The organism is Dermacoccus abyssi (genome assembly GCF_003515945.1).
GTDB lineage: Bacteria > Actinomycetota > Actinomycetes > Actinomycetales > Dermatophilaceae > Dermacoccus > Dermacoccus abyssi.
Genome location: NZ_QWLM01000001.1, coordinates 111,718 through 134,665, shown reverse-complemented (window position 1 = coordinate 134,665; position 22,948 = coordinate 111,718). Strand labels below are relative to the sequence as shown.

The 22,948-nt window shown below is 68.8% G+C and carries 24 protein-coding genes and 1 pseudogene; 16 read left to right on the top strand and 9 right to left on the bottom strand.

Translation table 11 applies throughout. The features are described 5' to 3' along the window. Window positions 1-39 precede the first annotated feature (39 nt). The 4 genes from D1832_RS00650 to D1832_RS00635 all read left to right on the top strand — a co-directional run bounded on the left by D1832_RS00650 (window position 40) and on the right by D1832_RS00635 (window position 6,491). Window positions 40-1,758: a VanW family protein gene (locus D1832_RS00650; protein ID WP_182434601.1), complete on the top strand. Its 1,719-nt coding sequence runs from the start codon at window positions 40-42 to the stop codon at window positions 1,756-1,758. Between the two features lie 82 nt (window positions 1,759-1,840). Beyond that, complete coding sequence (locus tag D1832_RS00645; protein ID WP_118912182.1) at window positions 1,841-4,753, top strand: FAD-binding and (Fe-S)-binding domain-containing protein; 2,913 nt, start codon at window positions 1,841-1,843, stop codon at window positions 4,751-4,753. Window positions 4,754-4,891: 138 nt separating this feature from the next. Then, the gene (locus D1832_RS00640; RefSeq protein ID WP_147362581.1) at window positions 4,892-5,881 is read left to right on the top strand and encodes a hypothetical protein; all 990 of its coding nucleotides are present in this window, start codon (window positions 4,892-4,894) and stop codon (window positions 5,879-5,881) included. A 124-nt stretch (window positions 5,882-6,005) separates the two neighbouring features. Continuing rightward, a complete protein-coding gene (locus tag D1832_RS00635; RefSeq protein WP_047310321.1) occupies window positions 6,006-6,491 on the top strand; it encodes a hypothetical protein in 486 nt (161 codons plus the stop codon). Between the two features lie 39 nt (window positions 6,492-6,530). Here the strand turns inward: D1832_RS00635 and D1832_RS00630 are convergent, their stop codons facing one another. From D1832_RS00630 to D1832_RS00615, 4 genes are read right to left on the bottom strand one after another with little or no spacing between them, the layout of a single operon-like run. Beyond that, window positions 6,531-7,397: a 5-oxoprolinase subunit C family protein gene (locus D1832_RS00630; protein ID WP_118912180.1), complete on the bottom strand. Its 867-nt coding sequence runs from the start codon at window positions 7,395-7,397 to the stop codon at window positions 6,531-6,533. Next, a complete protein-coding gene (locus tag D1832_RS00625; protein WP_197078913.1) occupies window positions 7,394-8,020 on the bottom strand; it encodes a 5-oxoprolinase subunit B family protein in 627 nt (208 codons plus the stop codon). Before D1832_RS00625 ends, D1832_RS00630 begins: the two co-directional genes overlap by 4 nt. Continuing rightward, entirely contained in the window at window positions 8,017-8,799 is a 783-nt protein-coding gene (locus D1832_RS00620; protein WP_118912179.1) for a LamB/YcsF family protein, read from the bottom strand. The genes D1832_RS00625 and D1832_RS00620 overlap by 4 nt, the downstream gene beginning before the upstream one ends. Window positions 8,800-8,830: 31 nt before the next feature. Further along, a complete protein-coding gene (locus D1832_RS00615) occupies window positions 8,831-9,898 on the bottom strand; it encodes a GNAT family N-acetyltransferase (RefSeq protein ID WP_147362580.1) in 1,068 nt (355 codons plus the stop codon). 119 nt (window positions 9,899-10,017) lie between these two features. On the opposite strand from D1832_RS00615, the gene fdxA reads away from it, so the two are divergent. The 3 genes from fdxA (at window position 10,018) to D1832_RS00600 (ending at window position 12,981) form a co-directional block, all read left to right on the top strand. Further along, window positions 10,018-10,341, top strand: coding sequence for a ferredoxin (gene fdxA / locus D1832_RS00610; RefSeq protein ID WP_047310317.1), 324 nt, complete (start codon window positions 10,018-10,020; stop codon window positions 10,339-10,341). Between the two features lie 140 nt (window positions 10,342-10,481). Next, complete coding sequence (dapC, locus tag D1832_RS00605; RefSeq protein WP_118912177.1) at window positions 10,482-11,597, top strand: succinyldiaminopimelate transaminase; 1,116 nt, start codon at window positions 10,482-10,484, stop codon at window positions 11,595-11,597. Between the two features lie 121 nt (window positions 11,598-11,718). Then, entirely contained in the window at window positions 11,719-12,981 is a 1,263-nt protein-coding gene (locus D1832_RS00600) for a citrate synthase (protein WP_118912176.1), read from the top strand. A 71-nt stretch (window positions 12,982-13,052) separates the two neighbouring features. Here D1832_RS00600 and D1832_RS00595 read toward each other — a convergent pair whose 3' ends face one another. After that, entirely contained in the window at window positions 13,053-13,259 is a 207-nt protein-coding gene (locus D1832_RS00595; RefSeq protein ID WP_118912175.1) for a hypothetical protein, read from the bottom strand. Window positions 13,260-13,377: 118 nt separating this feature from the next. After that, complete coding sequence (gene dapD, locus D1832_RS00590) at window positions 13,378-14,307, bottom strand: 2,3,4,5-tetrahydropyridine-2,6-dicarboxylate N-succinyltransferase (protein ID WP_118912174.1); 930 nt, start codon at window positions 14,305-14,307, stop codon at window positions 13,378-13,380. 71 nt (window positions 14,308-14,378) lie between these two features. Between dapD and dapE the strand changes: the two genes are divergently transcribed. The 5 genes and pseudogenes from dapE (at window position 14,379) to D1832_RS00565 (ending at window position 18,076) form a co-directional block, all read left to right on the top strand. Further along, the gene (gene dapE / locus D1832_RS00585; protein ID WP_118912173.1) at window positions 14,379-15,449 is read left to right on the top strand and encodes a succinyl-diaminopimelate desuccinylase; all 1,071 of its coding nucleotides are present in this window, start codon (window positions 14,379-14,381) and stop codon (window positions 15,447-15,449) included. Window positions 15,450-15,472: 23 nt separating this feature from the next. After that, complete coding sequence (locus tag D1832_RS00580; RefSeq protein WP_240730072.1) at window positions 15,473-15,856, top strand: YidH family protein; 384 nt, start codon at window positions 15,473-15,475, stop codon at window positions 15,854-15,856. Then, window positions 15,853-16,212, top strand: a complete 360-nt coding sequence (locus tag D1832_RS00575; RefSeq protein ID WP_182434600.1) for a DUF202 domain-containing protein — start codon at window positions 15,853-15,855, stop codon at window positions 16,210-16,212. The genes D1832_RS00580 and D1832_RS00575 overlap by 4 nt, the downstream gene beginning before the upstream one ends. A gap of 207 nt (window positions 16,213-16,419) precedes the next feature. Then, window positions 16,420-17,418 (top strand): annotated as a pseudogene (locus D1832_RS00570) (glutathione S-transferase C-terminal domain-containing protein); the annotation flags it as partial. A 4-nt stretch (window positions 17,419-17,422) separates the two neighbouring features. After that, on the top strand, window positions 17,423-18,076 hold the full coding sequence (locus D1832_RS00565; RefSeq protein WP_118912170.1) for a cysteine hydrolase family protein: 654 nt from the start codon (window positions 17,423-17,425) through the stop codon (window positions 18,074-18,076). A 90-nt stretch (window positions 18,077-18,166) separates the two neighbouring features. Here the strand turns inward: D1832_RS00565 and D1832_RS00560 are convergent, their stop codons facing one another. After that, the gene (locus D1832_RS00560) at window positions 18,167-18,796 is read right to left on the bottom strand and encodes a TetR/AcrR family transcriptional regulator (RefSeq protein ID WP_118912169.1); all 630 of its coding nucleotides are present in this window, start codon (window positions 18,794-18,796) and stop codon (window positions 18,167-18,169) included. A gap of 213 nt (window positions 18,797-19,009) precedes the next feature. Here D1832_RS00560 and D1832_RS00555 point away from each other — a divergent pair, with 213 nt between their 5' ends. From D1832_RS00555 to D1832_RS00545, 3 genes are read left to right on the top strand one after another with little or no spacing between them, the layout of a single operon-like run. Continuing rightward, window positions 19,010-19,804, top strand: coding sequence for an LOG family protein (locus D1832_RS00555; protein WP_241510793.1), 795 nt, complete (start codon window positions 19,010-19,012; stop codon window positions 19,802-19,804). Next, window positions 19,801-20,205, top strand: a complete 405-nt coding sequence (locus tag D1832_RS00550; RefSeq protein ID WP_082128597.1) for a DivIVA domain-containing protein — start codon at window positions 19,801-19,803, stop codon at window positions 20,203-20,205. The genes D1832_RS00555 and D1832_RS00550 overlap by 4 nt, the downstream gene beginning before the upstream one ends. Next, entirely contained in the window at window positions 20,192-20,773 is a 582-nt protein-coding gene (locus tag D1832_RS00545) for a DNA-3-methyladenine glycosylase I (protein ID WP_118912168.1), read from the top strand. The genes D1832_RS00550 and D1832_RS00545 overlap by 14 nt, the downstream gene beginning before the upstream one ends. An 81-nt stretch (window positions 20,774-20,854) precedes the next feature. Here D1832_RS00545 and D1832_RS00540 read toward each other — a convergent pair whose 3' ends face one another. Then, a complete protein-coding gene (locus D1832_RS00540; RefSeq protein ID WP_118912167.1) occupies window positions 20,855-21,652 on the bottom strand; it encodes an enoyl-CoA hydratase/isomerase family protein in 798 nt (265 codons plus the stop codon). A gap of 231 nt (window positions 21,653-21,883) precedes the next feature. Between D1832_RS00540 and D1832_RS00535 the strand changes: the two genes are divergently transcribed. After that, window positions 21,884-22,051: a DUF3117 domain-containing protein gene (locus D1832_RS00535; RefSeq protein ID WP_082128596.1), complete on the top strand. Its 168-nt coding sequence runs from the start codon at window positions 21,884-21,886 to the stop codon at window positions 22,049-22,051. A gap of 90 nt (window positions 22,052-22,141) precedes the next feature. Here D1832_RS00535 and D1832_RS00530 read toward each other — a convergent pair whose 3' ends face one another. Then, a complete protein-coding gene (locus D1832_RS00530; RefSeq protein ID WP_118912166.1) occupies window positions 22,142-22,774 on the bottom strand; it encodes an O-methyltransferase in 633 nt (210 codons plus the stop codon). Window positions 22,775-22,948 lie beyond the last annotated feature (174 nt).

The following is a 22,948-nucleotide window of genomic DNA, read 5'->3' as shown; positions in this document are numbered from 1 at the left end:
ATGGGTGTTCACACGACGAACGGTATTCAAGGGGTTTCAGTGAGCGACGACGCACGGAACGCATCTGCGCGCCGAGGGAAGAAGGGCCTGCTCATCGGCAGTGGCGTCGGTGTCGTCGCTCTCGCCGCGGCCGCCTACGTCGGCGCGTGCTACCACTACAAGGACGCCATCCCCGAGGGCACGACCGTCGCGGGTAAGAGCATCGGTGGCATGACGTCCGAACAGGCCACCCGCCAGGTCCTCACGCTCAAGCACCCGAACGCCTCGACGAAGGCGGACGTCACGGCCGGCGATCAGTCCTTCGATTTGGTGCCGGCATCCGCGTGGAAGCCCGACGCCGAGAAGACCTTGGACGGCGTCACCGAGTTCAGCCTCTCCCCGAGCCGACTGCTCGATCAGATCAACGGCGGAGGCGAGAAGATCGAGCCGGTGTACACCGTTGACAAAACCGCTCTGACCACCTTGGTCAAGAAGGCCGCGGAGTCGAAGATCGACGGCGCTCCGAAGCAGGGACGCGTCAAGTTCATCGGTGGCAAGGTGTCCATCGTCGACGGGGGACCGGGCCACGGCGTCGACGAGAAGAAGGTCGCCGACGCCATCGCGAGCGGCTGGCCGAAGAAGACGGACTACACGACCGAGCTCGTCGAGAAGAACTCCGACGCCTCGGACAACGCCGTGCAGGCTTTCGCGGAGGGCGACGCCAAGAAGGCGATGTCTGCCCCGCTGGTGGTCAGTGCCAACGGACAGAGCGTCACCCTGACGCCGGCTCAGGTCTCCGACGTCATCTCCTCCACGACCGGGGCCGACGGCAAGCCGGCGATCAAGGTCGACACCAAGGCTCTGCTGACGGCGGTTCTCTCGCGCGGCGACAAGATGCGCGTTCCGGCAGTCGACGCCAAGGTCGTCTGGAAGGACGGTCAGCCGTCCGTCGTCGAGGGTCGCTCGGGTAAGGAGATCGACGAGTCGAAGGTCGCCAAGATCGTCGGTGACGCCCTCGTGGGCGATCACAGGGCCACGCTCGCCATGAAGGAGCAGAAGCCGGCGGTCATGGCCAAGGACGTCAAGGTCGAGGCGCTGCCCACGACGTCGATGGCCCACTTCGAGTCAACGTTCCCCACGGGCCCGAGCCAGCAGGCGCGCATCCACAACATCACGACGGCGATCAATCGCCTCAACGGCATCGTCGTCCAGCCCGGTGAGCAGTTCAGCCTGCTGCGCGCCCTCGGGTACGAGTTCACGAAGGAAGCCGGCTACGTCGAAGCGGGCACGCTGCAGGGTGGTCTGCACCTCGACGGCATGGGCGGCGGTGTCTCGCAGGTCTCCACGACGATGTACAACACCGCGTTCTTCGCCGGTGTCCAGCTCGATGAGCACACGGCGCACGCCGTCTGGATCCCGCGTTACCCGATGGGTCGGGAGGCGACGATCTGGAACCCGGATATCGACAACAAGTGGACCAACGACACGGGCAAGCCGATCCTCATCAAGGCCCACGTCGAGTCGAACAAGGTCGTCATGGACTTCTACGGCACGAAGAAGTACGACGTGGCCACGAGCAGGAGCGGCAAGTACAACATCCAGGAGCCGAAGCACCGCACGGTCAAGAACGTCGACGGGTGTGAGGACACCGTCGGTGGCGGTACGGCGGGCTTCGACGTCGACGTCTACCGGGTGCTGAAGTCGGGTTCCACGACGGTGCGGACCGAGAAGATCCACACCACGTACAAGCCCGACGACATCATCACCTGCCAGAACTGACGCGGGCGGTAGCTGACGTCTTGACTCGTGACAGGGTGGCGCAGCGCCAGGGCGGCTCGGGGACAATGGCGACGTGACCACGATGCCGAAGCCTGCCGCCGAAGTGACCGCTCACGCCGCGACGATCGACGTCGAGACGATCGAGCACGAGCTGCGTCACCACGAGGTCGGCGACGTTCTCGTCGACGGTACGAACCGCGCCGCCTACTCGAGCGATGCAAGCCTCTACCGCGTGCTGCCGCGGGCGATCGTGCGTCCGCGCAACACCGACGACGTGCTGGAGACTCTCGCCGTCGCACGCATGCTCGGGGTGCCGATCACGCCCCGCGGCGCCGGTACGTCCTGTGCGGGCAACGCCGTGGGCCCGGGCATCGTGCTCGACTTCAGCAAGCACATGAACAAGGTGCTCGACGTCGATGTCGCAGCAGGCCGGGCCGTCGTCGAGGCGGGCGTCGTGCACCAGAGCCTGCAGAAGGCCGTCGTGCCGCACGGCGTGCGATTCGGGCCGGACCCGTCGTCGCACACCCGCTGCACGATCGGCGGCATGATCGGCAACAACGCCTGCGGTTCGCGCGCCCTCGCGTACGGCAAGACGAGCGACAACCTGCTCGGCCTCGAGATGGCCACGGCGGGCGGTGAGCTGCTGCGCCTCGAGCACGGAGTCTCCCGTGACGCCCTGCGCGGCGCACACCCCGACCTCGAGCGGCTCGATGCCCTCGTCGCCGGCAACCTCGCGACGATCCGTCAGGAGTTCGGCCGCTTCGACCGCCAGGTCTCCGGCTACGCCATGGAGACGCTCCTGCCCGAGCGCGGCTTCGACGTCACCCGCTTCATGGCGGGCACCGAGGGCACCCTCGGCGTCCTCACGGAGGCGACGGTGCGTCTTGTCACCGACTCGACGCACCGCGTCCTCGTCGCCCTCGGCTACGAGGACATGGCGAGTGCCGGCGACGCGGCACCGCTCGTGCGCGCCTTCGACCCCATCGCGTGTGAGGGCATGGATCGTCGCTTGGTCGACGTGCTCATCGCTCGCCGCGGCGCGCAGGCCGTGCCCGCGCTGCCGAAGGGCTCGGGGTGGCTGCTCGTCGAGATCGCGGGTGACGACCACGCCGAGGTCATGGCGCGCGCTGAGGCCTGCCTCGTCGGCTGCAATGCTCTCGACGGACGCGTCGTCACCGATGTCGCCGAGTCGACGGCCCTGTGGAAGGTGCGCGAGGACGGCGCCGGCCTGGCCGGGCGCTCGCCCAAGGATCTGCCCGCGTGGCCGGGTTGGGAGGACGCCGCCGTCCCGCCGGAGAAGCTGGGCGCGTACCTGCGTGACTTCGACGAACTCATGGCCGGTTACAACCTTTCCGGCCTGCCCTACGGTCACTTCGGCGACGGGTGCCTGCACATCCGCATCGACTTCCCCCTCGGCGCCCCCGGCGGCACCGACGTGCTGCACGAGTTCCTCGGTGAGTCGGCGAAACTCGTGGCCCGTTACGGCGGTTCGATGTCCGGCGAGCACGGCGACGGGCGGGCCCGCAGCGAGTACCTCGCCTCGATGTACTCGCCGGAGGCACTCGGGCTGTTCGCCGGCGTCAAGGAGATCTTCGACCCGACGAACCTGCTCAACCCCGGTGTTCTCGTCGACCCCAGCCCTGCTGCGGCCGACGTCCGGATGACACACGTCGCGCCCCTGACGAGGAACCTGGCTCTTGCCTACGCCCACGACGGCGGCGACTTCGCGAAGGCCGTCCACCGGTGCACCGGTGTCGGAAAGTGTCGCGCCAGCACGCTCGGCACCACGAACGTCATGTGCCCGAGCTACGCCGCCACCGGTGACGAGAAGGACTCGACGCGCGGTCGTGCTCGTCTGCTGCAAGAGATGGTGAACGGCGGCCTCGACGGCGGTTTCGTGCGCGACGGCTGGAAGTCGAAGGAGGTGCACGACGCGCTCGACCTGTGTCTGTCGTGCAAGGGCTGCACCTCTGATTGTCCGACCGGTATCGACATGCCAGCGCTCAAGTCCGAGGTGTTGCACCAGACGTACAAGGGGCGCGTGCGGCCGCGCTCGCACTATGCGCTCGGTCAGCTGCCGCGGTGGGTTCGCCTGGGCCGTCGCGCGACGGGGCTGTTCAACCTCGCGCTGGCCACGACGCAGAAGGTGCCGGTGCTCAAGAAGGTGGCCGGCGTCGACCCGCGCCGCAGCGTTCCTGCGATGGCGCGTGAGTCGTTCCGCGACTGGTGCCGCACCCACGACGTGGGCTTCTTCGAGGACGCCGACCGCGCCGGCACGGTGAGTGAGAACGCCGTCGTCATCATGGTCGACACGTTCACCGACCACTTCTCGCCCGACGTCGGTCATGCCGCCGTGCGCGTGCTGCGTCGTGCGGGATGGGAGCCCTACATCGTCGAACGCGCGGGCTGTTGCGGGCTGACGTGGATCTCCACCGGCCAGCTCGACGGGGCCAAGAAGCAGCTTCGCGGCCTCGTGGGGGATCTCGCGCCGGTCGCGCGCCGCCACGTGCCCGTCATCGGGCTCGAGCCGTCGTGCACAGCTGTTCTTCGGGGTGATTCCGCCGAACTGCTGCCCGGTGACGAGGACGCTGCTCTCGTCGCGCGATCGACCTCGACGCTCGCGGAGTTCCTCGCCGGGGACGACGCCTGGACCGCACCCGACTTGAGCGGCACCGACGTCGTCGCCCAGCCGCACTGCCACCACCACGGCGTCATGGGTTGGTCGCCAGACGCGAAGCTGCTCAAGGACGCCGGCGCGAACCTCCAGCAGCTCGGCGGGTGCTGCGGACTCGCCGGCAACTTCGGCGTCGAACAGGGGCACTACGAGGTCTCCGTCAAGGTCGCCGAACAGCAGTTGCTCCCCGCCATGGATGCCCGTCCCGACGCCGACGTGCTGGCCGACGGGTTCTCCTGCCGCACCCAGATCGCCGACCTCACGGAGCGTCGGGGCATCCACCTGGCGCAGCTGCTCGATCGCGCCCAGAGCGAGCAGTAGGGCAGTTCGGCGCGTTCGCGCCGCGTGGCCGTGCGGCGCGTCGACGGTGAACCCACGAGCGAAGGGACAACCGATGACGCACTGCAGGGCCACCGATCAGAGGGTGCCTGCGCTCCGCAGCGACCCGGGGTGGTCGTCGTGAGACGCAGTACGTCGATTCCGGCGGTGCTGCTCGCGGCCGTCGTCAGCTTCTTCATGGCTTGGTTCGGGTTCGTCGCGATCTTCGCCACGAACAACGGGTTCGACGGCCCGTCGGCCCTCGGTTCGACGCTCACGGTCGTCACCTGCGTCGGCACGGGCGTCGTAGCGCTCGTGTGCGTGTTGCGACTGTGGACCTCGCGCGTGGGCGATCTCGGCCGCGCCTTCGCCACGATCCCGTTCGTCCTCGTCATCGTGGCGGCGATCTGGTTCCTCGTCAGTGCGTTCGGCGGTGAGCAGGGCCACGACTTCGGCCTGGCCGGCCCCGATGGCGCCTGGCTCGCACTCGTCCTCACCTGCTTCAACCTTGCCCTCGCGGGCGGTTTCGTGGCCGGCCTCGGGGCGATCGAGCGGCATGCCGACCGGCGGTCGCAGACCCTGCTGGCCCCGCACAGTGCCGTCGAGAGTGCCCCCGTGGCGCCGAGCTCCTCGGCGGTGCCTCACGCCGGCAACCCAGTGCTCCGCGGCGTCGGCCAGTTGCACGAACTGCCGACGTGGTTCGAGTGGAGCAGCGCCGTCGCGGCGGTTGTCATTGCGCTCGCCCTGGCCCTCGTCAACCCCTACGTCGCGCTGTCCACCGTCAGTGGAAGCGGGAGCGCTGGAGCGTCGGGCCAGCGGGCTGTCATCGGGCTGATCGCCACGGCCCTCCTCCTCGTCTCGGCGATCGGGTGTGTGCTCGCGGTGCGTGGACAACCCCTCAGTTTCGGTACGCGCGCCGTTGCCTTCTCCGCCTACGGCCTCGCCGCGTTCGGTATCGGCACCGGGCTGCTCACCGAGATCGTCGCTTCCATCGCGTTTCCCATCACGGGCAGCGGCGGAGGCGGTCCGGGTGACTACGGGGTGCTCGTTCCGGCGCTGCTCTCGCTCGTCCTCCCGCAGTTCGTGCGACGTGGTGCCCGCACCGACGTCACGCAGCTTCCCGTCGGCTGACACGCGACGGGCACAGCCATCGCCACAGTGGCGCAGATCGGTTGCAACCGAACGGAGCGTCCCTGCGTCCTAGGGGTTGAAGGCGGTCGGCGAACGTCGATCGAACAACTGCAGGGGGTTGGTCATGGCCATGTGGGAAGCCACGCAGGAGCACGAGACGTCGTTCACCGAGGAATTCGGGCGTGACCTGCTCGTCCTCGCCGTTGGAATGGGCGTCGCTGCGACACTCGGCGCCGTTGCCGTCTGGGTCGTCGAGCCTGTCGGCCTGCTCACCGGGTGGAACCGCAGCGCCGCACTGTGGAGCCTCGTGCCCGCGCTGGCCTTACTCGTCGCGCACTGGCAGGTGGCCAAGGCCTGGACGGGCGGTGCGCGGGTTGCCGGGTTCGATTCGCGTGCCACGATTCTCGCGGCGCTCATGCTGGCGCCCGCCGTTCTCCTCCTGAGCGGAGCCCTCGTCGCGGCTCTCGTCGGTCTCGTGGGTGGGCCGAGGCACACCAACCTCGTGGCCGACGACCTCACGACGGGCGCGCACCTCTTGCGCGCCGGGGTGGGCGTGGTGATCGGCGTCGGGGTCGCCCTCGCCGCACGTCGCCTCACGCACCGTCGCTGAGGGAACCTCCGACCTCCGCGGTCACTCGGCCAGGCTCGGTCAGAGCGTTCGGCGCTCGCAGACGAAGCGCACGCGGGTGCCGGGCCGAGCCTGAGCGAGATGGTCGACGTCCTCGTCGCGGATCACGGCGATGACGGGGTAGCCGCCCGTCGTGGGGTGGTCGGCGAGAAACACGATCGGCTGACCGTTCGCGGGTACCTGGATCGCTCCGCGCACGAGTCCTTCGCTCGCCAACTCGCCAACGCGCGACCGCTCCAGAGCTGACCCCAGCAACCTGACGCCGACTCGATCACCCTCGGCGCTCACCTCCCACGCCTTCGCCGTGAACGCGGTGCGAGCTTCGTCGGTGAACCAGTGGTCACGTGGCCCCCACACCGCGCGGAGCAACAGGTCACCGGAGCGCACGAACGCGGTGCCGGCATCGACGCCCGGTACGTCGCCTGCGGTGTCGTCGCCGAACGGCAGTTCGTCGCCGACCGTCACCGGGGCGGGCCCCAGGCCTGTCGTCGGGTCGCTCGAACGCGATCCGAGCACCGGCGCCACCGCAAAGCCACCGCGAACGGCGAGGTAGGTACGCAGGCCGTGCGTCGGCGCACCGACGGCGATGTCGTCACCCGCCCGCACGTGCACGGCCTCGCCGAAGGCGACAGGACGCCCGGCCACGTTCACTGCCGCGGGCGCTCCGGTGAGCGCGATGACGGCTTCGGTCGTCACGCTCGCGCGCAGACCCCCAAGAAGCACCTCGACGGTGGCCGCATCCTCTGCGTTGCCGACGAGGGTGTTCGCCAGTCGGTGGCTCGCTCGATCGGCCGCGCCGGAGGGACACACCCCGAGGTGGCCATACCCGGGGCGTCCGAGATCCTCGACGAGGGCCAGCGGCCCGAGCGCCTTCACGACGAGGCTCATCGGTCCTCCTCGACAAACCGCACCCGCGTGCCTGGTACGAGCAGGGCCGGCGGCGTGCGATCCGCGTTCCACAGGTCGACGTCGCTCGTTCCGATGAGCTGCCAGCCACCGGGGGAGGAGCGGGGGTAGAGGCCGGTGAAGTCGCCGGCGAGCGCAACCGAACCGGCAGGAATCCGGGTTCGAGGTGACTCGCGGCGGGGAACGGTGAGGCCGCCGTCAGAGCCGATGAGGTAACCGAACCCCGGCATGAACCCTGCGAATTCGACCGTCCAGAGCTGGCCGGTGTGGCGCGACACGACCTCGTCGGCGTCGATGCCCAGGTGCTCTGCCACCCAGTCGAGATCCTCGCCGTCGTAGCGCACCCTGAGCTCGACGACGTCGCTCGTCGCTTCGTTGCCATGAGCTTCTTCGGTCAGGTCGAGCGCCCGCACAGCCGCTGCCACTCCGGCCACGGCGTCCGGATCGGTGCAGCGCACGAGCACGGTCGTCGCTGCCGCAACCTGCTCGACGACGCCGTCGATCGACGTGCGGCGCAGAGCCGCGTCGACCCTGCGACGTTCTTGGGCATCGGTGAGGTCGATGAGGAAGGCACGCTCCCCGACCGGGCGCAGCTCGAACGTCACACGAACGCCGCGATCGCCGCGCCGGCTCCGGTGAGCGACTCCTTGACGCGTACCGCCATGTCCACGGCACCGGGCGAATCGCCGTGGACGCAGATGGACTCGGCGTCGACGCGCACCCGCGAACCGTCGATGGCTTCGACCTCGCCGGTCGTCACGAGCGAGAGCATGCGCTCGGCGACGAGGGCGGGGTCGTGGAGGACGGCGCCGGGTTCGCGCCGCGGGACGAGGGTTCCTTCGGCGGTGTAGGCGCGGTCGGCGAAGGCCTCACGCACGGCGCGGATACCGCGGGACTCGGCGAGGTCGAGCACGACGCCACCGGGCAACCCCAGGATCGCGAGCGGCTGCCGCGCGGCCGCGTTGAACCGCTCGACGGCTCGGACGACGGCCTCGGCCTGCGCTTCGTGGTGAACGATGGCGTTGTAGAGCGCCCCGTGGGGTTTCACGTAACCGACGCTCGTGCCGTGCGCGCGGGCGACGCCGTCGATGGCGGCGAGCTGGTAGAGCACCTCGGCCTCGAGGCGGGCGGGTTCGACGTCGACGAAGGTGCGCCCGAAGCCGGCGAGGTCGCGGTAGGCGACGTGCGCGCCGATCGTGACGCCCCGCTCGGCCGCTGCGCCACACGTGCGGGCGAGGACGAGGGGGTCGCCGGCGTGAAAGCCGCAGGCGACGTTCGCCGAGGAGACGACATCGAGGAGGGCCGCGTCGTCGCCCATCGTCCAGGCCCCGAAGGATTCGCCCATGTCGGCATTGAGGTCGATGGTGCGCGCGTCGGCAGACATGCAGGCAGAATCGTCGACTCGCACGGGCGCGTCAAGCGGTTCGCGGGCTCGCCGGTTCGGGCGCGCGAAGGTAGACGTAGGTGTGGTGCACCGTGAACCCAAGGCTCTTGTAGAGCGCAACGGCAGGCGTGTTTTCGGCACCGACCTGAAGGTAGAGCGAGCGCGCACCGCGGCGAGCCGCTTCGTCGGCACACCGCCCGACGAGGGCTCGCGCGAGACCGCGTCGGCGCCGCTCGGGCGTGACGGCAACCTCGAACAACCCGCCCCAACCCTGAGCGAGGGCCATGCGCCCGTGCGCCACCGTCACGCCTTCCTCGCGCACTGTGACGAAGGCCTGATTCGGCGAGCCGGTGAGGATCCGTCGTGCCACGGCGTCGTGCGAGCGGGCGCGCTCGTCGGCGAGTTGCCACCACTCGGGCGTGATGTCCGCGTCGACCTCGACGTCCAGTGACCTCGCCGAAGGCTCGGTGCCTCGGTCGCTCACCTCGGCGCTCGCCGCCGTCATGACGAGCGTCGGGGAGGTCACCTGCCACCCCAGGGCCGTGACCTCACGGACGAAGTCGTCGTCCTGCGGTCCGAAGCCCGGTGCGAGCGGTACCTGGAGCAGGGGCGGCAAGCCTCGTTCGCGGTACCAGGTGATGATGTCGTCGAGCGCCGTCACGGTTTCCCGCTCGGTGGGCCCGAGAACGAGGCACGAGTTGGCCCGCCGCGTGTAGCCCTCGCCGGCTCGCAGCAGCCAGCGCCCACGGCGTTCGACCTCGAGCGGGCGCCAGCCGTCCACCATGAGTTCCTCGAGGTCGCTCACCGTGACGGCCCGGTGTGGGCGGCCTCGCCGCCCGGGCGACGGCGGAATCTCCTTGGCGGCCACGACATCCGACACCGCGATCTCGACGTGCGGCCCGCGCCGCGGTTCGACGACGAGCGTCGAAACATCGCGACGCACGAGGGTGCCGACGACGTCGGTGAGGGTGTGCCCGGCGTCCGGCGTCCCGGCGGCAGAGGCCCTCTCGGCGTCGCTCAACCGGCGGCGCACCATGACGCGGGTGCCCTCCCGCAGCGCGGACGTGGGGTCGGGCCGATTTCCAGGCGAGTTGCTCACATTGGCATACTAGGAGTGGGACTCGGAACGTTGGTAACGTAATGTTCTGAAATGCATAACGTTCGCTTTTGCTTCCGCAGTCGAAAGCGCAACGCACGACGATCAGCGAGGAGCTATTCGTGACCTACGTCATCGCCCAGCCCTGTGTCGATGTCAAGGACAAGGCCTGCATCGAAGAGTGCCCGGTCGACTGCATCTACGAAGGTGAGCGTTCGCTCTACATTCACCCTGACGAGTGCGTCGACTGTGGTGCCTGCGAGCCGGTCTGCCCGGTCGAGGCCATCTACTACGAGGACGACACACCCGAGGAGTGGGCCGACTACTACAAGGCGAACGTCGAGTTCTTCGACGACCTCGGCTCGCCCGGTGGCGCCGCCAAGATGGGCGTCATCAAGAAGGACCACCCGATCATCGCGGAGCTGCCTCCGCAGAACGAGGAGTGAGGCGAAGCCTCTTCGTCGTTACCGACGCTCGGCCCGTCGTCCCGTGTGGGGCGGCGGGCTTCGCGTATTTCCGAGAGCGTGGTCACCCGGATGTGTGGACAGCGCGAATCCCGCGTCGCACCCGGTGAGAGGATGGACGCATGGCGCTCGATCTCCCCGATTTCCCCTGGGATTCCTTGGCTGCGGCCAAGGCGAAGGCCCAGGGGCACCCCGACGGCATCGTCGACCTCAGCGTCGGCACCCCCGTGGACCCCACGCCCCGCCTCCTCCAGGAGACGTTGGCCGAGGCTGCCGACGCGCACGGCTACCCGCAGGTCTGGGGCACGCCGCCGCTGCGCGAGGCCATCGCGGGCTGGTACGCGCGCCGGCGCAACGCAACCGGCGTCAACCCGGACGGCGTCCTGCCGACGATCGGATCGAAGGAGCTCGTCGCGTGGCTGCCGACGCTGCTCGGCCTGGGCTCCGGCGACGTCGTCGCCTTTCCCGAGGTGGCCTACCCGACGTACGACGTCGGAGCGCGCCTCGCCGGTGCAACGCCGCGTCCGATGCGCAACCTCACCGAGTTCGGCCCCGAGGTGCCGAAGCTGCTGTGGCTCAACAGCCCCGGCAACCCGACCGGGCAGGTGCTGCCCGTCGAACACCTGGCCAAGGTCGTCTCGTGGGCGCGTGAGCGGGGCGTCATCGTCGCCAGCGACGAGTGCTACGCCGAGCTCGACTGGCGCGAAGGTGCCGCCAGCCCCGGCAACCTCACGGCGCCGAGCATCCTCGACGACCGCGTGTGCGGTGGCGACCACACGGGCCTTCTCTCGGTTTACTCCCTCAGCAAGCAGTCGAACCTCGCCGGCTACCGGGCGAGCTTCGTCGCCGGGGACCCGGCGATCGTCGGACGCCTCGTCGAGGTGCGCAAGCACGCGGGCATGATCGTGCCCCGTCCGGTGCAGCGGGTTCTCGAGGTGGCCGTCGGGGACGACGAGCACGTGGCCGCGCAGAAGAGGGTTTACGCCGCGCGTCGCGCGATGCTGCGCCCCGCCCTCGAGAAGGCGGGCTGGCGCATCGATCACTCCGACGCCGGGCTGTACCTCTGGGCCACCCAGGGCCGCCCGTGTCGCGAGTCGGTCGCCGACCTCGCCGAACTCGGGATTCTCGTCGCGCCCGGCGACTTCTACGGCCGCGCCGGGGAGGCGCACGTGCGCATCGCGCTCACCGCGACCGACGAGCGCATCCAGGCCGCTGTGACGCGCCTCACAACAATTTGACAGTCCGTCAACGATTTCCGACTACGTACGAGTAGCGGATTAAAAGCAGGGGAAATTCTCGGGTAACGTCGTGCTCGCTACTCCGGTACAACCCTGCCGGTCCGCAAGGAGGAACAACCGAATGACTTCACAGGGCAACGCCACGTTCTCGGTCGACGGCAAGGAACTCGAGTTTCCGCTCGTGCCCGCGGTCGAGGGCTGCAGTGGTTACGACATCTCGTCCCTCATGAAGGAGACCGGCAACGTCGCGCTCGACGTCGGCTTCGTCAACACGGCGGCGTGCAAGTCCGCCATCACCTACATCGACGGTGACGAGGGCATCCTGCGTTACCGCGGCTACCCGATCGACGAACTGGCCGAGCACGCCACCTTCCTCGAGGTCGCCGCTCTGCTGTTCGACGGTGAACTGCCGTCCCAGGAGCGCCTTTCCACCCTCAAGGAAGCCGTGCGCGAAGCGTCCGTGCTTCCCGAGGGCCTCGAGAAGATCTTCGACGCCTTCCCCGAGGGCGCGCACCCGATGCACATCCTCTCCTCGGTCGTCCCGGCGCTCGGCACCTACTACGCCGACTCGCTGTCGATCAAGGACGAGGACGCTATCGAGAAGGCCTCGGCCGCTCTCCTCGGCGCCATCCCGACGCTCGCGGCCTACGCGTACCGCAAGTCGATCGGCGGGAGCTTCATCGCTCCCGACCCGTCGCTCGAGTACGTCGAGAACTTCATGCACATGATGTTCGGCAAGAAGGAGGACAAGGAGACGGTCGATGCACTGGCCATGCTCTTCGTCCTGCACGCCGACCACGAGCAGAACTGCTCCGCCTCGACGGTGCGCATGGTGGGCTCCTCGGAGGCCGACCTCTTCCAGTCGATCACCGCAGGCATCGGCGCACTCTCGGGTCCGCTGCACGGCGGCGCCAACTCGGCCGTCCTCGAGATGCTCGAGACAATCCAGTCGACGGGCGACACGGCAGAGTCCTTCATGGACAAGGTCAAGAACAAGGTCGACGGCGTGAAGCTCATGGGCTTCGGTCACCGCGTCTACAAGAGCTACGACCCGCGTGCGGCCATCGTCAAGAAGACGACGCACACGATCCTCGAGAAGAACGGCAAGGACGAGCAGCTCGAACTCGCCATGGGCCTCGAGGAGACCGCGCTCAAGGACGACTACTTCGTCCAGCGCAAGCTCTACCCCAACGTGGACTTCTACACCGGCCTCATCTACAAGTCGATGGGCTTCCCGACGGACATGTTCACCGTGCTGTTCGCCATCGGCCGTATGCCCGGTTGGATCGCGCAGTGGCGTGAGCAGAACCAGGACCCGGCCAAGAAGATCGGCCGACCGCGTCAGGTCTACACCGGCGCCACCGAGCGCAGCTACCCGGCCTGATCGCCGAGTTGCCGAAGCGGCCCGCCACCCCTCGAGGGGTGGCGGGCCGCTTCGCGTGGTCGTGGGTGGCCTCAGAACAGGCGGATCCAGCCGAGGACGATGAGAAGAACAGGAGCGAGAACCGCCACGAGCAGGAGCCAGGCCACGATCCGGTTGCTGCGACGCTCACCGTTGAGCTGAGAGGCGAACTGGAGGCCGGGGGCTGTCGCGGCTTGGAGGCCGTGGGTACGAACCGGGTCCGGGCGCTCGGGAATCCTCGAGTCGTGTGAGGTCGTCATGGCGCGTCCTTCCGGTGCCGGGGTTGGTGGGCTCACTATGACACGCGGTGGGGCGCTCGGACACCCCTTGCGATGCCTGCAATTTCGCTGTGAACGACGAGCGGAACGAGCCGTGGCGTCAGTTGGCGTGCAGATCGGCGTTGAGCTCGATGCCCTTGCCCGCACGCGCACGGCACTCGACGGCGCCCGTGGCAGAGTTGCGGATGAACAGCATGTTGTTGCCGCCGGAGAGTTCGACGGCCTTCTTCACGCTGCCGTCGGGCATCGTCACCTTCGTGCCTGCGGTGATGTAGAGGCCCGCCTCGACGACGCAGTCGTCACCGAGCGCGATGCCGAGGCCGGCCTCCGCGCCGAGGAGGCAGCGCTCGCCGAGCGACACGCGCTGCGTGCCGCCGCCGGAGAGAGTGCCCATGATCGATGCTCCGCCGCCGATGTCGGACCCGTTGCCGACGACGACGCCCTGGCTGATGCGCCCCTCGACCATCGAGTGCCCGAGCGTGCCGGCGTTGAAGTTGACGAAGCCCTCGTGCATGACGGTGGTGCCCTCGGCCAGGTGCGCGCCCAGGCGGGCGCGGTCGGCGTCGGCGATGCGCACGCCGCTCGGGGTGACGTAGTCGGTCATGCGGGGGAACTTGTCGATGCCGTGGACCGAGACCTGCCCGCGCTGGCGCAGCCGGGCGCGCGTCATCTCGAAGCCCTCGACCGCGCAGGGGCCGAAGTTCGTCCAGACGACGTTGGCGAGGGCGCCGAAGAGGCCGTCGAGGTTGATCGTGTTCGGCGCGACGAGGCGGTGGCTGAGCAGGTGCAGGCGCAGGTAGGCGTCCGAGGCGTCGCGCGGGGCGGCGTCGAGGTCGACGACGGTGCGCACGACACGCAGGGTCACGCCGCGGTCGGCGTCCTTGCCCTCGAGGACGAGGAGCTCCGCCGGGGCGCCGGCGTCCTCGTCGGGTTCGCCCAGCGCTGGGGCGGGGTACCACGTGTCGAGGGTGGTGTCGTCATCGGTCACGGTGGCGAGGCCGAAGCCCCAGGCGGTACGTGCGTCAGTCATGCGCCCGAGCCTAGCGACCGGCCCCCGCTGCGGGCAGGTCGTTTCGTGAGCCGAGCACTTAGGGTGGGCGCATGGCTTCTCTCGATCTCACGCAGGACGTCGTCACGCTCACCGAATCGCTGTGCAACATCGAGTCGGTCTCGTTGAACGAAGCCGCACTCGCCGACGCCATCGAGGCGGAGCTCGCGAAGCTCGATCACCTCGAGGTCGTGCGGGACGGCAACTCGCTCGTGGCACGCACGAACCTGGGCCGTGACGAGCGCATCGTTCTGGCCGGGCACATCGACACCGTGCCGCTCACGAGCGAGCCGGCGAACCTGCCCGTCAAGCGCGTGAACGGCAAGCTGTGGGGGCGCGGTACGACCGACATGAAGGGCGGGGTCGCCGTCCAGCTCAAGCTCGCGCACGACCTCGTCGCACCCAACCGCGACATCACCTTCGTGTTCTACGAGGGTGAGGAGATCGAGGACCAGTACAACGGTCTCGGGCGCATCGCGCGCACCCGTCCCGAACTGCTCGAGGGCGCGGCCTTCGCCGTCCTGCTCGAACCGACGAACGGCGGCATCGAGGGCGGCTGCAAGGGCACGCTGCGCGTCCACGTGCGCACCAAGGGCCTCGCTGCGCACTCGGCGCGCCCGTGGAAGGGTGACAACGCCATCCACAAAGCGGCCGACATCCTGAACCGCCTGCGCGAGTACGAGCCGCAGACAGTGAACGTCGACGGCCTCGACTACCACGAGGGCCTCAACGCGGTGAACATCTCCGGTGGCATCGCGGGCAACGTCATCCCGGACGCCTGCACCGTGACGGTCAACTACCGCTTCGCCCCCGACAAGAGCGCCGACGAGGCGCTCGCCTACGTCACCGCCTTCTTCGACGGCTTCGACCTCGAATGCGACGACCTCGCCGGGGGAGCGCGCCCCGGACTCGACCGCCCCGCCGCGAAGGCCTTCGTCGAGGCGCTCGATCTGCCCGTCGTGGCCAAGGAGGGGTGGACCGACGTGGCCCGTTTCTCGGCCGTCGGCGTGCCCGCGGTCAACTTCGGCCCCGGCGACCCGAACGTCGCCCACATGGACGACGAATGGTGCCCCGAGGACCAGATCGTCGACGCCCTCGAGGCGCTCACCGGCTGGCTCGCCTGAGCGATCGGGTGCGGGAGGACGCTGTGAGCGAACCCGACGGACGGTCACCACTGGCGCGTCGTCTCCTGCCGGACGGCGAGGAACCCGACCCGCGCTTCACCCTGGCCAACGAGCGCACCTTCCTCGCGTGGATGCGCACCGCGCTCGCCTTCGTCGCGGGCGGCGTGGCCGTCGAGGCCTTCACGAACGACTTCATGCCCGAGGTGTGGCGACGCGTCGTTGCTGTGCTGGTCGTCCTCACCGGCCTCGTCATCTCCGTCATGGCGGGCGCTCGATGGCTGAGCGTCGAACGCAGCATGCGAACCGGGCGGCCCCTGCCGGTGCCGTTGCTCGTTCCGCTCCTGTGCGGCACGGGCGCTGTGGCGTCGATCGTGACCGTGCTCATGATCGCGACGCTGAACCGGTGACCGACCTGCACCCGGCGAGGCGTCGTCCCGGGTCCGCCGAGCGGCAGCACGCCGATCCGGGGCTGCAGCCCGAGCGCACCACCCTCGCCTGGGGACGAACGTGCCTCGCCCTGTTCGTGGCGGGGCTCTTCCAACTGCGCTTCGTCCCTGATTACGGCGTGGCCGCGCTCGTTCTGACGAGCCTCTGCGCGGCTGCGGCGCTCGTCCTGTCCGCGACGGCACGCCTGCGTCATCGCAACGCCACCCGGCGGCTGTTGCGCGAGCGGCGCGAGCCCGCGCTCAAGAGCGTCATCGGGCTGAACGCCGTCGTCGTCGTGCTCGGCCTCGGAGAGATCGTTCTCCTCCTGCGCGGCTGAGGGGACTCCGACTCGGCGCCTGCAAATTCGTGGTTTTGCGCGGCTGGTTCGGCGTGGCTGATCTTCCAACTAAATCGTTGGAATCAAATCCAGGAGACCACCTCATGTCTCAGGTGAGCCTGCTTCTGCGGCTGCGCCGCCTCGCCCGAACCGGCGCCTACGACACCGACTCGGACTGACCCCGCACATCTCATCGCCCCAAGGGGGATGCCCCGTGGACGTCGAAGACAAGGACAAGTGGACCGCCCCTACATCCAGGACCGCAGCCTCGACGACCCCGAGGCGCAGTGGCCCGTCGAGGCCGGCCGCTACCGGCTCATCGCCGCTCGAGCGTGCTCCTGGGCCAACCGCTCGGTCATCGTGCGCCGTCTGCTCGGGCTCGAGGACGCCATCTCGCTGGCCCTTCCCGGGCCGACCCACGACGAGAACTCCTGGACCTTAGACCTCGACCCTGGCGGCGTCGACCCGGTGCTCGGCATCCCGCGTCCCAAGGACGCGTTCGAGGAGCGCCACCCCGGCTATCCGCGCGGCATCACTGTGCCGACGATCGTCGACGTGCCGAGCGGCGAGGTCGTGACGAACAACTTCCCGCAGATCACCGAGGACTTCTTCTTCCAGTGGAAGAGCCACCACCGTGAGGGTGCGCCGAACCTCTGGCCGGACGAGGTGCGCGACGAGATGGAGGAGGTCATGGAACGCGTCTTCCGCGGCCGCAACTCGGGCGTCTACCGTGTCGGTTTCGCCACGGAGCAGGGCCGCTTTGAGGCTGCGTACGCGCAGCTGTTCGAGACGATGAACTGGCTCGAGGAGCGCCTCTCCACCCGTCGCTACCTCATGGGCGAGCACATCACCGAGGCCGACGTGCGCCTCTTCACGACCCTCGCGCGTTTCGACGCCGTCTACCACGGCCACTTGAAGTGCAACCGCAACAAGCTCACCGAGATGCCGGTGCTGTGGGCGTACGCGCGGGACCTGTTCAGCACGCCCGGCTTCGGCGACACGATCAACTTCACGCAGATCAAAGAGCACTATTACGTCGTCCACACCGACATCAACCCGACGCAGATCGTGCCGGTCGGCCCCTCCCTGGAGAACTGGGCGGAGCCGCACGGGCGTGAGGAATGCGGGGGAAGCCCGTTCGGCGACGGCACAGCTCCAGGTGCTCCCAGCGCCGCCGAGCGCATCACGCCGGCCGACAACCCGCTGCAAGATGACGAGGGGCTCGTCCGTCGTCGATCTCGGAAGGACGCTCCGCCCAGCGAGAGCGTCGGCGCTCACTCATATCCGTACGGAAGGAAGAACACTCGTGCTGCCGCTCGATTCCCGCACCACCCTCGTCGTCGACGACGTCCAGAAGGGCATCCTCGCGATGCCGCCCAAGGAGGTCGCCGATCAGCTCGTCGAGGCGAACGTAACGCTCGCCGACGCCTTCCAGGCGGCGGGGCTGCCCGTCGTCTGGGTGCACGCCACCGGTCTGCCGCCGGGACGCGTCGAGCGCCCGATTCCCGAGGACGACGAACTGCCCGAGTGGTTCGCCGACCTCGATGGGCGGCTGCCTGCCCGCGAGGGTGACCTTCACATCGACAAGCCGCGCACCATCAGTGCCTTCTCCCGCACCGACCTCGCGGAGAAGCTGCGCGCCGAGGGCGTGACGCAGGTCGTGTTCACCGGCATCGCCATGGGCGCGGGCGTCGAGGCGAGCGCGCGCAGCGCGTTCGACGAGGGCTTCACCGTCACGGTCGTCTCCGACGCCGTCGTGGACGGTGACCCCGAACGTCAGCGCGCCTCGCTCGGCCACGACATCCCCTCGGTCGGTGGCCTCGCGACCGTTGCCGAGGTGGTGGCGGACCTCGGGAAGCGCTGACCACGCGAGCGAGCTCACCCGAACGACGAAGGGCGAGGTCGAACCTTTCGGCGGTTCGACCTCGCCCGTGCGCGTGTTCGACCGGCCGCGTCAGAAGCCGTGTGAGTCCACATCGCCGCGGGCGCCCGCGACGTCGCACTGACCGAGCAGGTTCTTGGCCGCCTCGATGACGTTGCGTCGGCGGGTGTCGAGGTCGACGCCGTCCGGGTCGGCGCTCATCATGTGCGCGATCTGCGGAACGGACGACCACCAGCCGGCCAACGACAGCAGGAGGAACGCGAGGACGTCGGCGTCGACGTTCGTGGCGATCTCACCGTTCTCCTGCCCGGAACGCACCGCCGAGACGCGCGCGGCGTAGTACTCGCTCCGGCGCGACTCGTCGAGGATGGTTCCGTTGTAGGTCAACCCCTCCCACAGGACGAGACGGTTGAGGTGCGGATGCTCGCGGTGATAGTCGAACAGGCCGCCGATGTAGGCGTCGATGTCGAGTCGCCCCGTGGCTGAGACGGGCACAGCCTCGGAGATCTTGCGCAGTTCCCCGTCGAGCACGACGCCGAACAGGGCCTGCTTGTTGCCGAAGTAGTGGTAGATCCGCTCCTTGTTCACGCCGGAGCGCCGGGCGACGTTGTCGATCGTCGTGCCGGCCGGACCCTTCTCGGAGAACTCGAGCAGGGCTGCTTCGAGGATGCGACTCTTCGTCTTCTCGGTGTCCCACGCCATGCTCGTGCCCTGTGCCTTCCCACCCCTGGGCGTCGCACGGTGGTGCGCCGCAACATTCTTCGCAGCAACGTAACAGTTGGACCTGCACTGCGGGTTGTGGCGAACGCGACGCGACGACGTCGCCCCACCCTGTGGCGGGGGCGCGGCACGCCGTACGTCCTCGGTGAGGGGCAGGACGTGCCCGGCCCCATCGTTTCTGAGAAGCTGTCTTCCGTGAGCGCACCAGAGCGGCAGCAAGCCGACGTCGACCTGCTCGACGACAATCCCTACACGCGGGTGACGCGCGCCGATCGGGGACTCTTCGGCTGGCGCGAGCTCGTCGCCACGCGCTGGCGAGCCATGCGCATCCAGTCGGAGTTCATCCGCGGTTTCTCGGCGCTCGCCGAACTCGGCCCGGCCATCAGCGTCTTCGGCTCCGCGCGTGTGGCCACCGACGATCCCGCCTACCAGGTCGGAGTCGACGTGGGTCGCGCCCTCGTCGAGGAGGGCTTCGCCGTCGTCACAGGTGGCGGTCCGGGTGCGATGGAGGCGGCGAACAAGGGTGCCCGGGAGGCGGGCGGTGTCTCCGTCGGGCTCGGCATCGAGCTGCCGTTCGAGACCGGCCTCAACCCGTACGTCACGACCGGCATGAACTTCCGCTACTTCTTCGTGCGCAAGACGGTCTTCGTCAAGTACACGCAGGGCGCGGTCGTGCTGCCCGGCGGCGTGGGCACGCTCGACGAGATGTTCGAGGCGCTCACCCTCGTGCAGACACAGAAGGTCAACCACTACCCCATCGTGCTCGTCGGCGCCGACTTCTGGGAGCCTCTGCGCGAGTGGATGCGCGAGACGCTCCTTTCGCGCAGCATGATCTCGGCTGCCGACGTCGAGCGTCTGCGCATCGTCGACACGGCCGACGAGGCGCTCGCCTTTATCCGTGAGGCGCACGCAGCTGCTCTGGAAGCCGACCCGGAGGACGTCGCAAAGGTTCGCGCCCAGCAGTCGAACGACCAGGAGGCCACCTCATGATGATCTTGCTCATCGTCGTGCTCGTACTCGTCATCGGTGGCGTGGTCGCCGTCGTCGTCGGGCGCGTGGGGGCCGACACCATGAGTTCGCCCACGGCGACGTCGGCATTCGACCTGCCGAAGGGCAAGCTCGGCTCGGCGGGAGTCGATGCCGTGCGCCTCGACCAGTCGCTGCGCGGCTACAACATGGCGCAGGTCGACGCCGTGCTCGACCGGCTCTTCGACGAGATCCACGACCTGGAGGCCCGGCTGGAACGGAGCGAGCACGACGAACCGCGCGGCGAGAGGGTGCCGGTGTCGCGTTTCGGTGCCGGACGCGTCGAGCCGGAGCGCGCTGACCGCGCCGCGGACGTCGTGCAGTTCCGTCGCCGCCGCGGCGAAGGCGACGATGCTGACGCATGAGCCCGACGGCATCGCGCGATGCGGTTGGGTGACGAGTGCGCCCGACTACCTGCGCTATCACGACAGCGAGTGGGGCCGACGGGTGCGCGGTGAGCGCGAGCTGTTCGAACGCCTCATGCTCGAGGCTTTCCAGTCCGGGCTGTCCTGGCTGACGATCCTTCGCAAGCGCGAGGCGTTCCGGGCGGCCTTTCGTGACTTCGACCCGGACACCGTCGCCGGCTTCGGTGACGCCGATGTCGCACGGCTCATGGGCGATGCCGCCATCGTCCGTAATCAGCGCAAGATCGATGCGACCCTGACGAACGCGCGTGCCGTCGTGCGGCTGCGTGACACGGTTGGCCTCGAACGGCTCATCGAGGAACACGCGCCCGCCGAACACTCGCGTCCCGGCGCGCCGGACGAGGTCGTGGGGTTCTCGAGCGAGTCCACCGCCCTGTCGAAAGCGCTCAAGCGTCACGGCTTCGCGCACGTGGGCCCGACGACCTGCTATTCGCTCTTCCAGGCCTGCGGGTTCGTCAACGACCACGCGGTCGGCTGTGCTGCGGGCGACGAGATCGCGGGGGAGTGAACGCCCTAGCCCTTCCGAGAGAGCCGGGGTGGTCAGGGCGTTCCTCGCCACCCCGGCTCGTCACCGTTCGGCGACGTTGCGTCATCGGCCCTCGAAGGTCGGCTTCTCCTTGGCCAGGAACGAGGTCACGGCGCGGCTGTGGTCCTCGGTGGCACCCGTCGCCATCATGCGCGGCTCCTCGAAGTCGAGCGACTCGTCGAGGGAGTGGGTCGAGGCGAACATGAGCGCTTCGCGCATCGCGGCGTAGGCCGCCGTCGGGCCTGCCGCGAGACGGGCGACGAGAGCATCAACCGTCGCGTCCAACTGGTCGTCGGCCACCACCGTGTTGACGAGGCCCAGCTCAAGGGCGCGATCGGCCTTGATGGGTGTTGCGTCGAAGAGGAGCTCGCGGGCGTGCGCAGGGCCGACGAGGCGTTGCAGGGACCAGCTCGCACCCGTGTCACAGCTCAACCCGATGCCGGCGAAGGCCGTGGTGAAAGTGGCTGATTCCACGGCGACGCGGAAGTCGGCCAGCATGGCGATCGACAGGCCGGCCCCAGCGGTGACGCCGTTGAGCCGGGCGACGACCGGCTTCGGCATCCGTGCGATCTCCCGCGCGATCGGGTTGTAGTGCTCGGCAACGGTCGACAGGGTGCTCCCGCTGCCCCCACTGGCGAGTTGTTCGGCGTGTTCGCGTAGATCCTGTCCGACGCAGAAGCCGCGCCCCTCGCCGGTGAGGACGACGACGCGCGCCGACTCGTCGGAGGCGGCTCGACGCAGCGCTTCGAGCAGTTCGACGCGCGCCTCCGTGGTGAGCGAATTCAGTGCCTTGGGGCGGTTCAGGGTGATGGTTGCGACCGAATTCGAGACGTCGTAGAGGACGGGAGCATCAGAAGTCATGCCCCCGATTCAATCGCATTCACCCCGACGAATGGTGACGCGCGCCACTCCGCGATTTCGTCTGGCCGAAAAAGCGCGTCATACTAGTAGCAACAAGCCCCGTCGCGCACGCGCGACACGGCCCGTCACACCCGGTGGGCCCGTCGGTGAGCCCTCGTGGAACACCCGGTGGACGGCGGAGCGCGATCGAGAACGGCACGCGCCCGCGCGTGCACCTGAAAGGGGTCACCCATGGCAGCCATGAAGCCTCGGACCGGCGACGGTCCGCTCGAGGTCACCAAGGAGGGTCGCAGCATCCTGCTGCGTATGCCTCTCGAGGGCGGCGGCCGTCTCGTCGTCGAAATGAACGCTGACGAGGCGAAGGCCCTCGGTGACGCGATCAAGGGCTGCGTCGGCTGACGCACGCTGATCGCGAACCACGAAGAAGGCGCTCACCCGGTGACGGGGCGAGCGCCTTCTTCGTGTGTTTCTAGCTGAGTCGTCCGCTGATCAGCGCCTGACGCACACGAGGAGGCCGTCGCCCACAGGCAGCAGCGTCGTCATGAGGTCGTCGTCCTCACGGAGCGTCTTGGCCAGCGCGCGCAGGGTCATCGTCGTCTCGTCGCGTACCGCGGGGTCTGCCACGCGGTCGTGCCACAGCATGTTGTCGAGCACGACCACGCCCCCCGGGCGTACGAGGCGCAACGCCTGTTCGACGTAGGCCGGGTACTCGTCCTTCTCCCCGTCGACGAGCACGAGGTCGTACGCGCGATCGGCCAGACGTGGCAGCACCGTGAGCGCACTACCCGAGATGATGCGGGTGCGCTGCGGGGCGTGACCCGCGCGCTGGTAGACCGCGCGGGCTGCCCGCTGGTGTTCGAGACTCACGTCGATCGTCGTGAGGACCCCGTCGCTCGGCATGCCCTCGAGCAGCCACAGCCCCGAGCAGCCGGCGCCCGTGCCCACCTCGACGACGGTGCGTGCGCCCGTCGTCGCAGCGAGCATGCGAAGGGCCGCTCCCGCGGCGGGGCTCACCGGCGTCGCGCCGAGGTGCTCGCCCTGTTGGCGCGCAGCCTCGATGTGGGCCGGTTCGTACGCGAAGTCCTCGGCATACGCCCAGCTGGCCGGTTTGAAGCTCGTCATGAGGTTGATTCTATTTGGAAGCAAGTCTCGCCCGCGAACCGTCGGAGCACATCGATCGGCTGCGGAGGGAACGAACGGGTGGCCGTTCGCGTTGAAACCGTCGAAGAGGGGCCTGGGGCGACGCTCAGGCCACGCACAGACGGCCCGGCCAGGATGAGTACAGAAACCATGCGG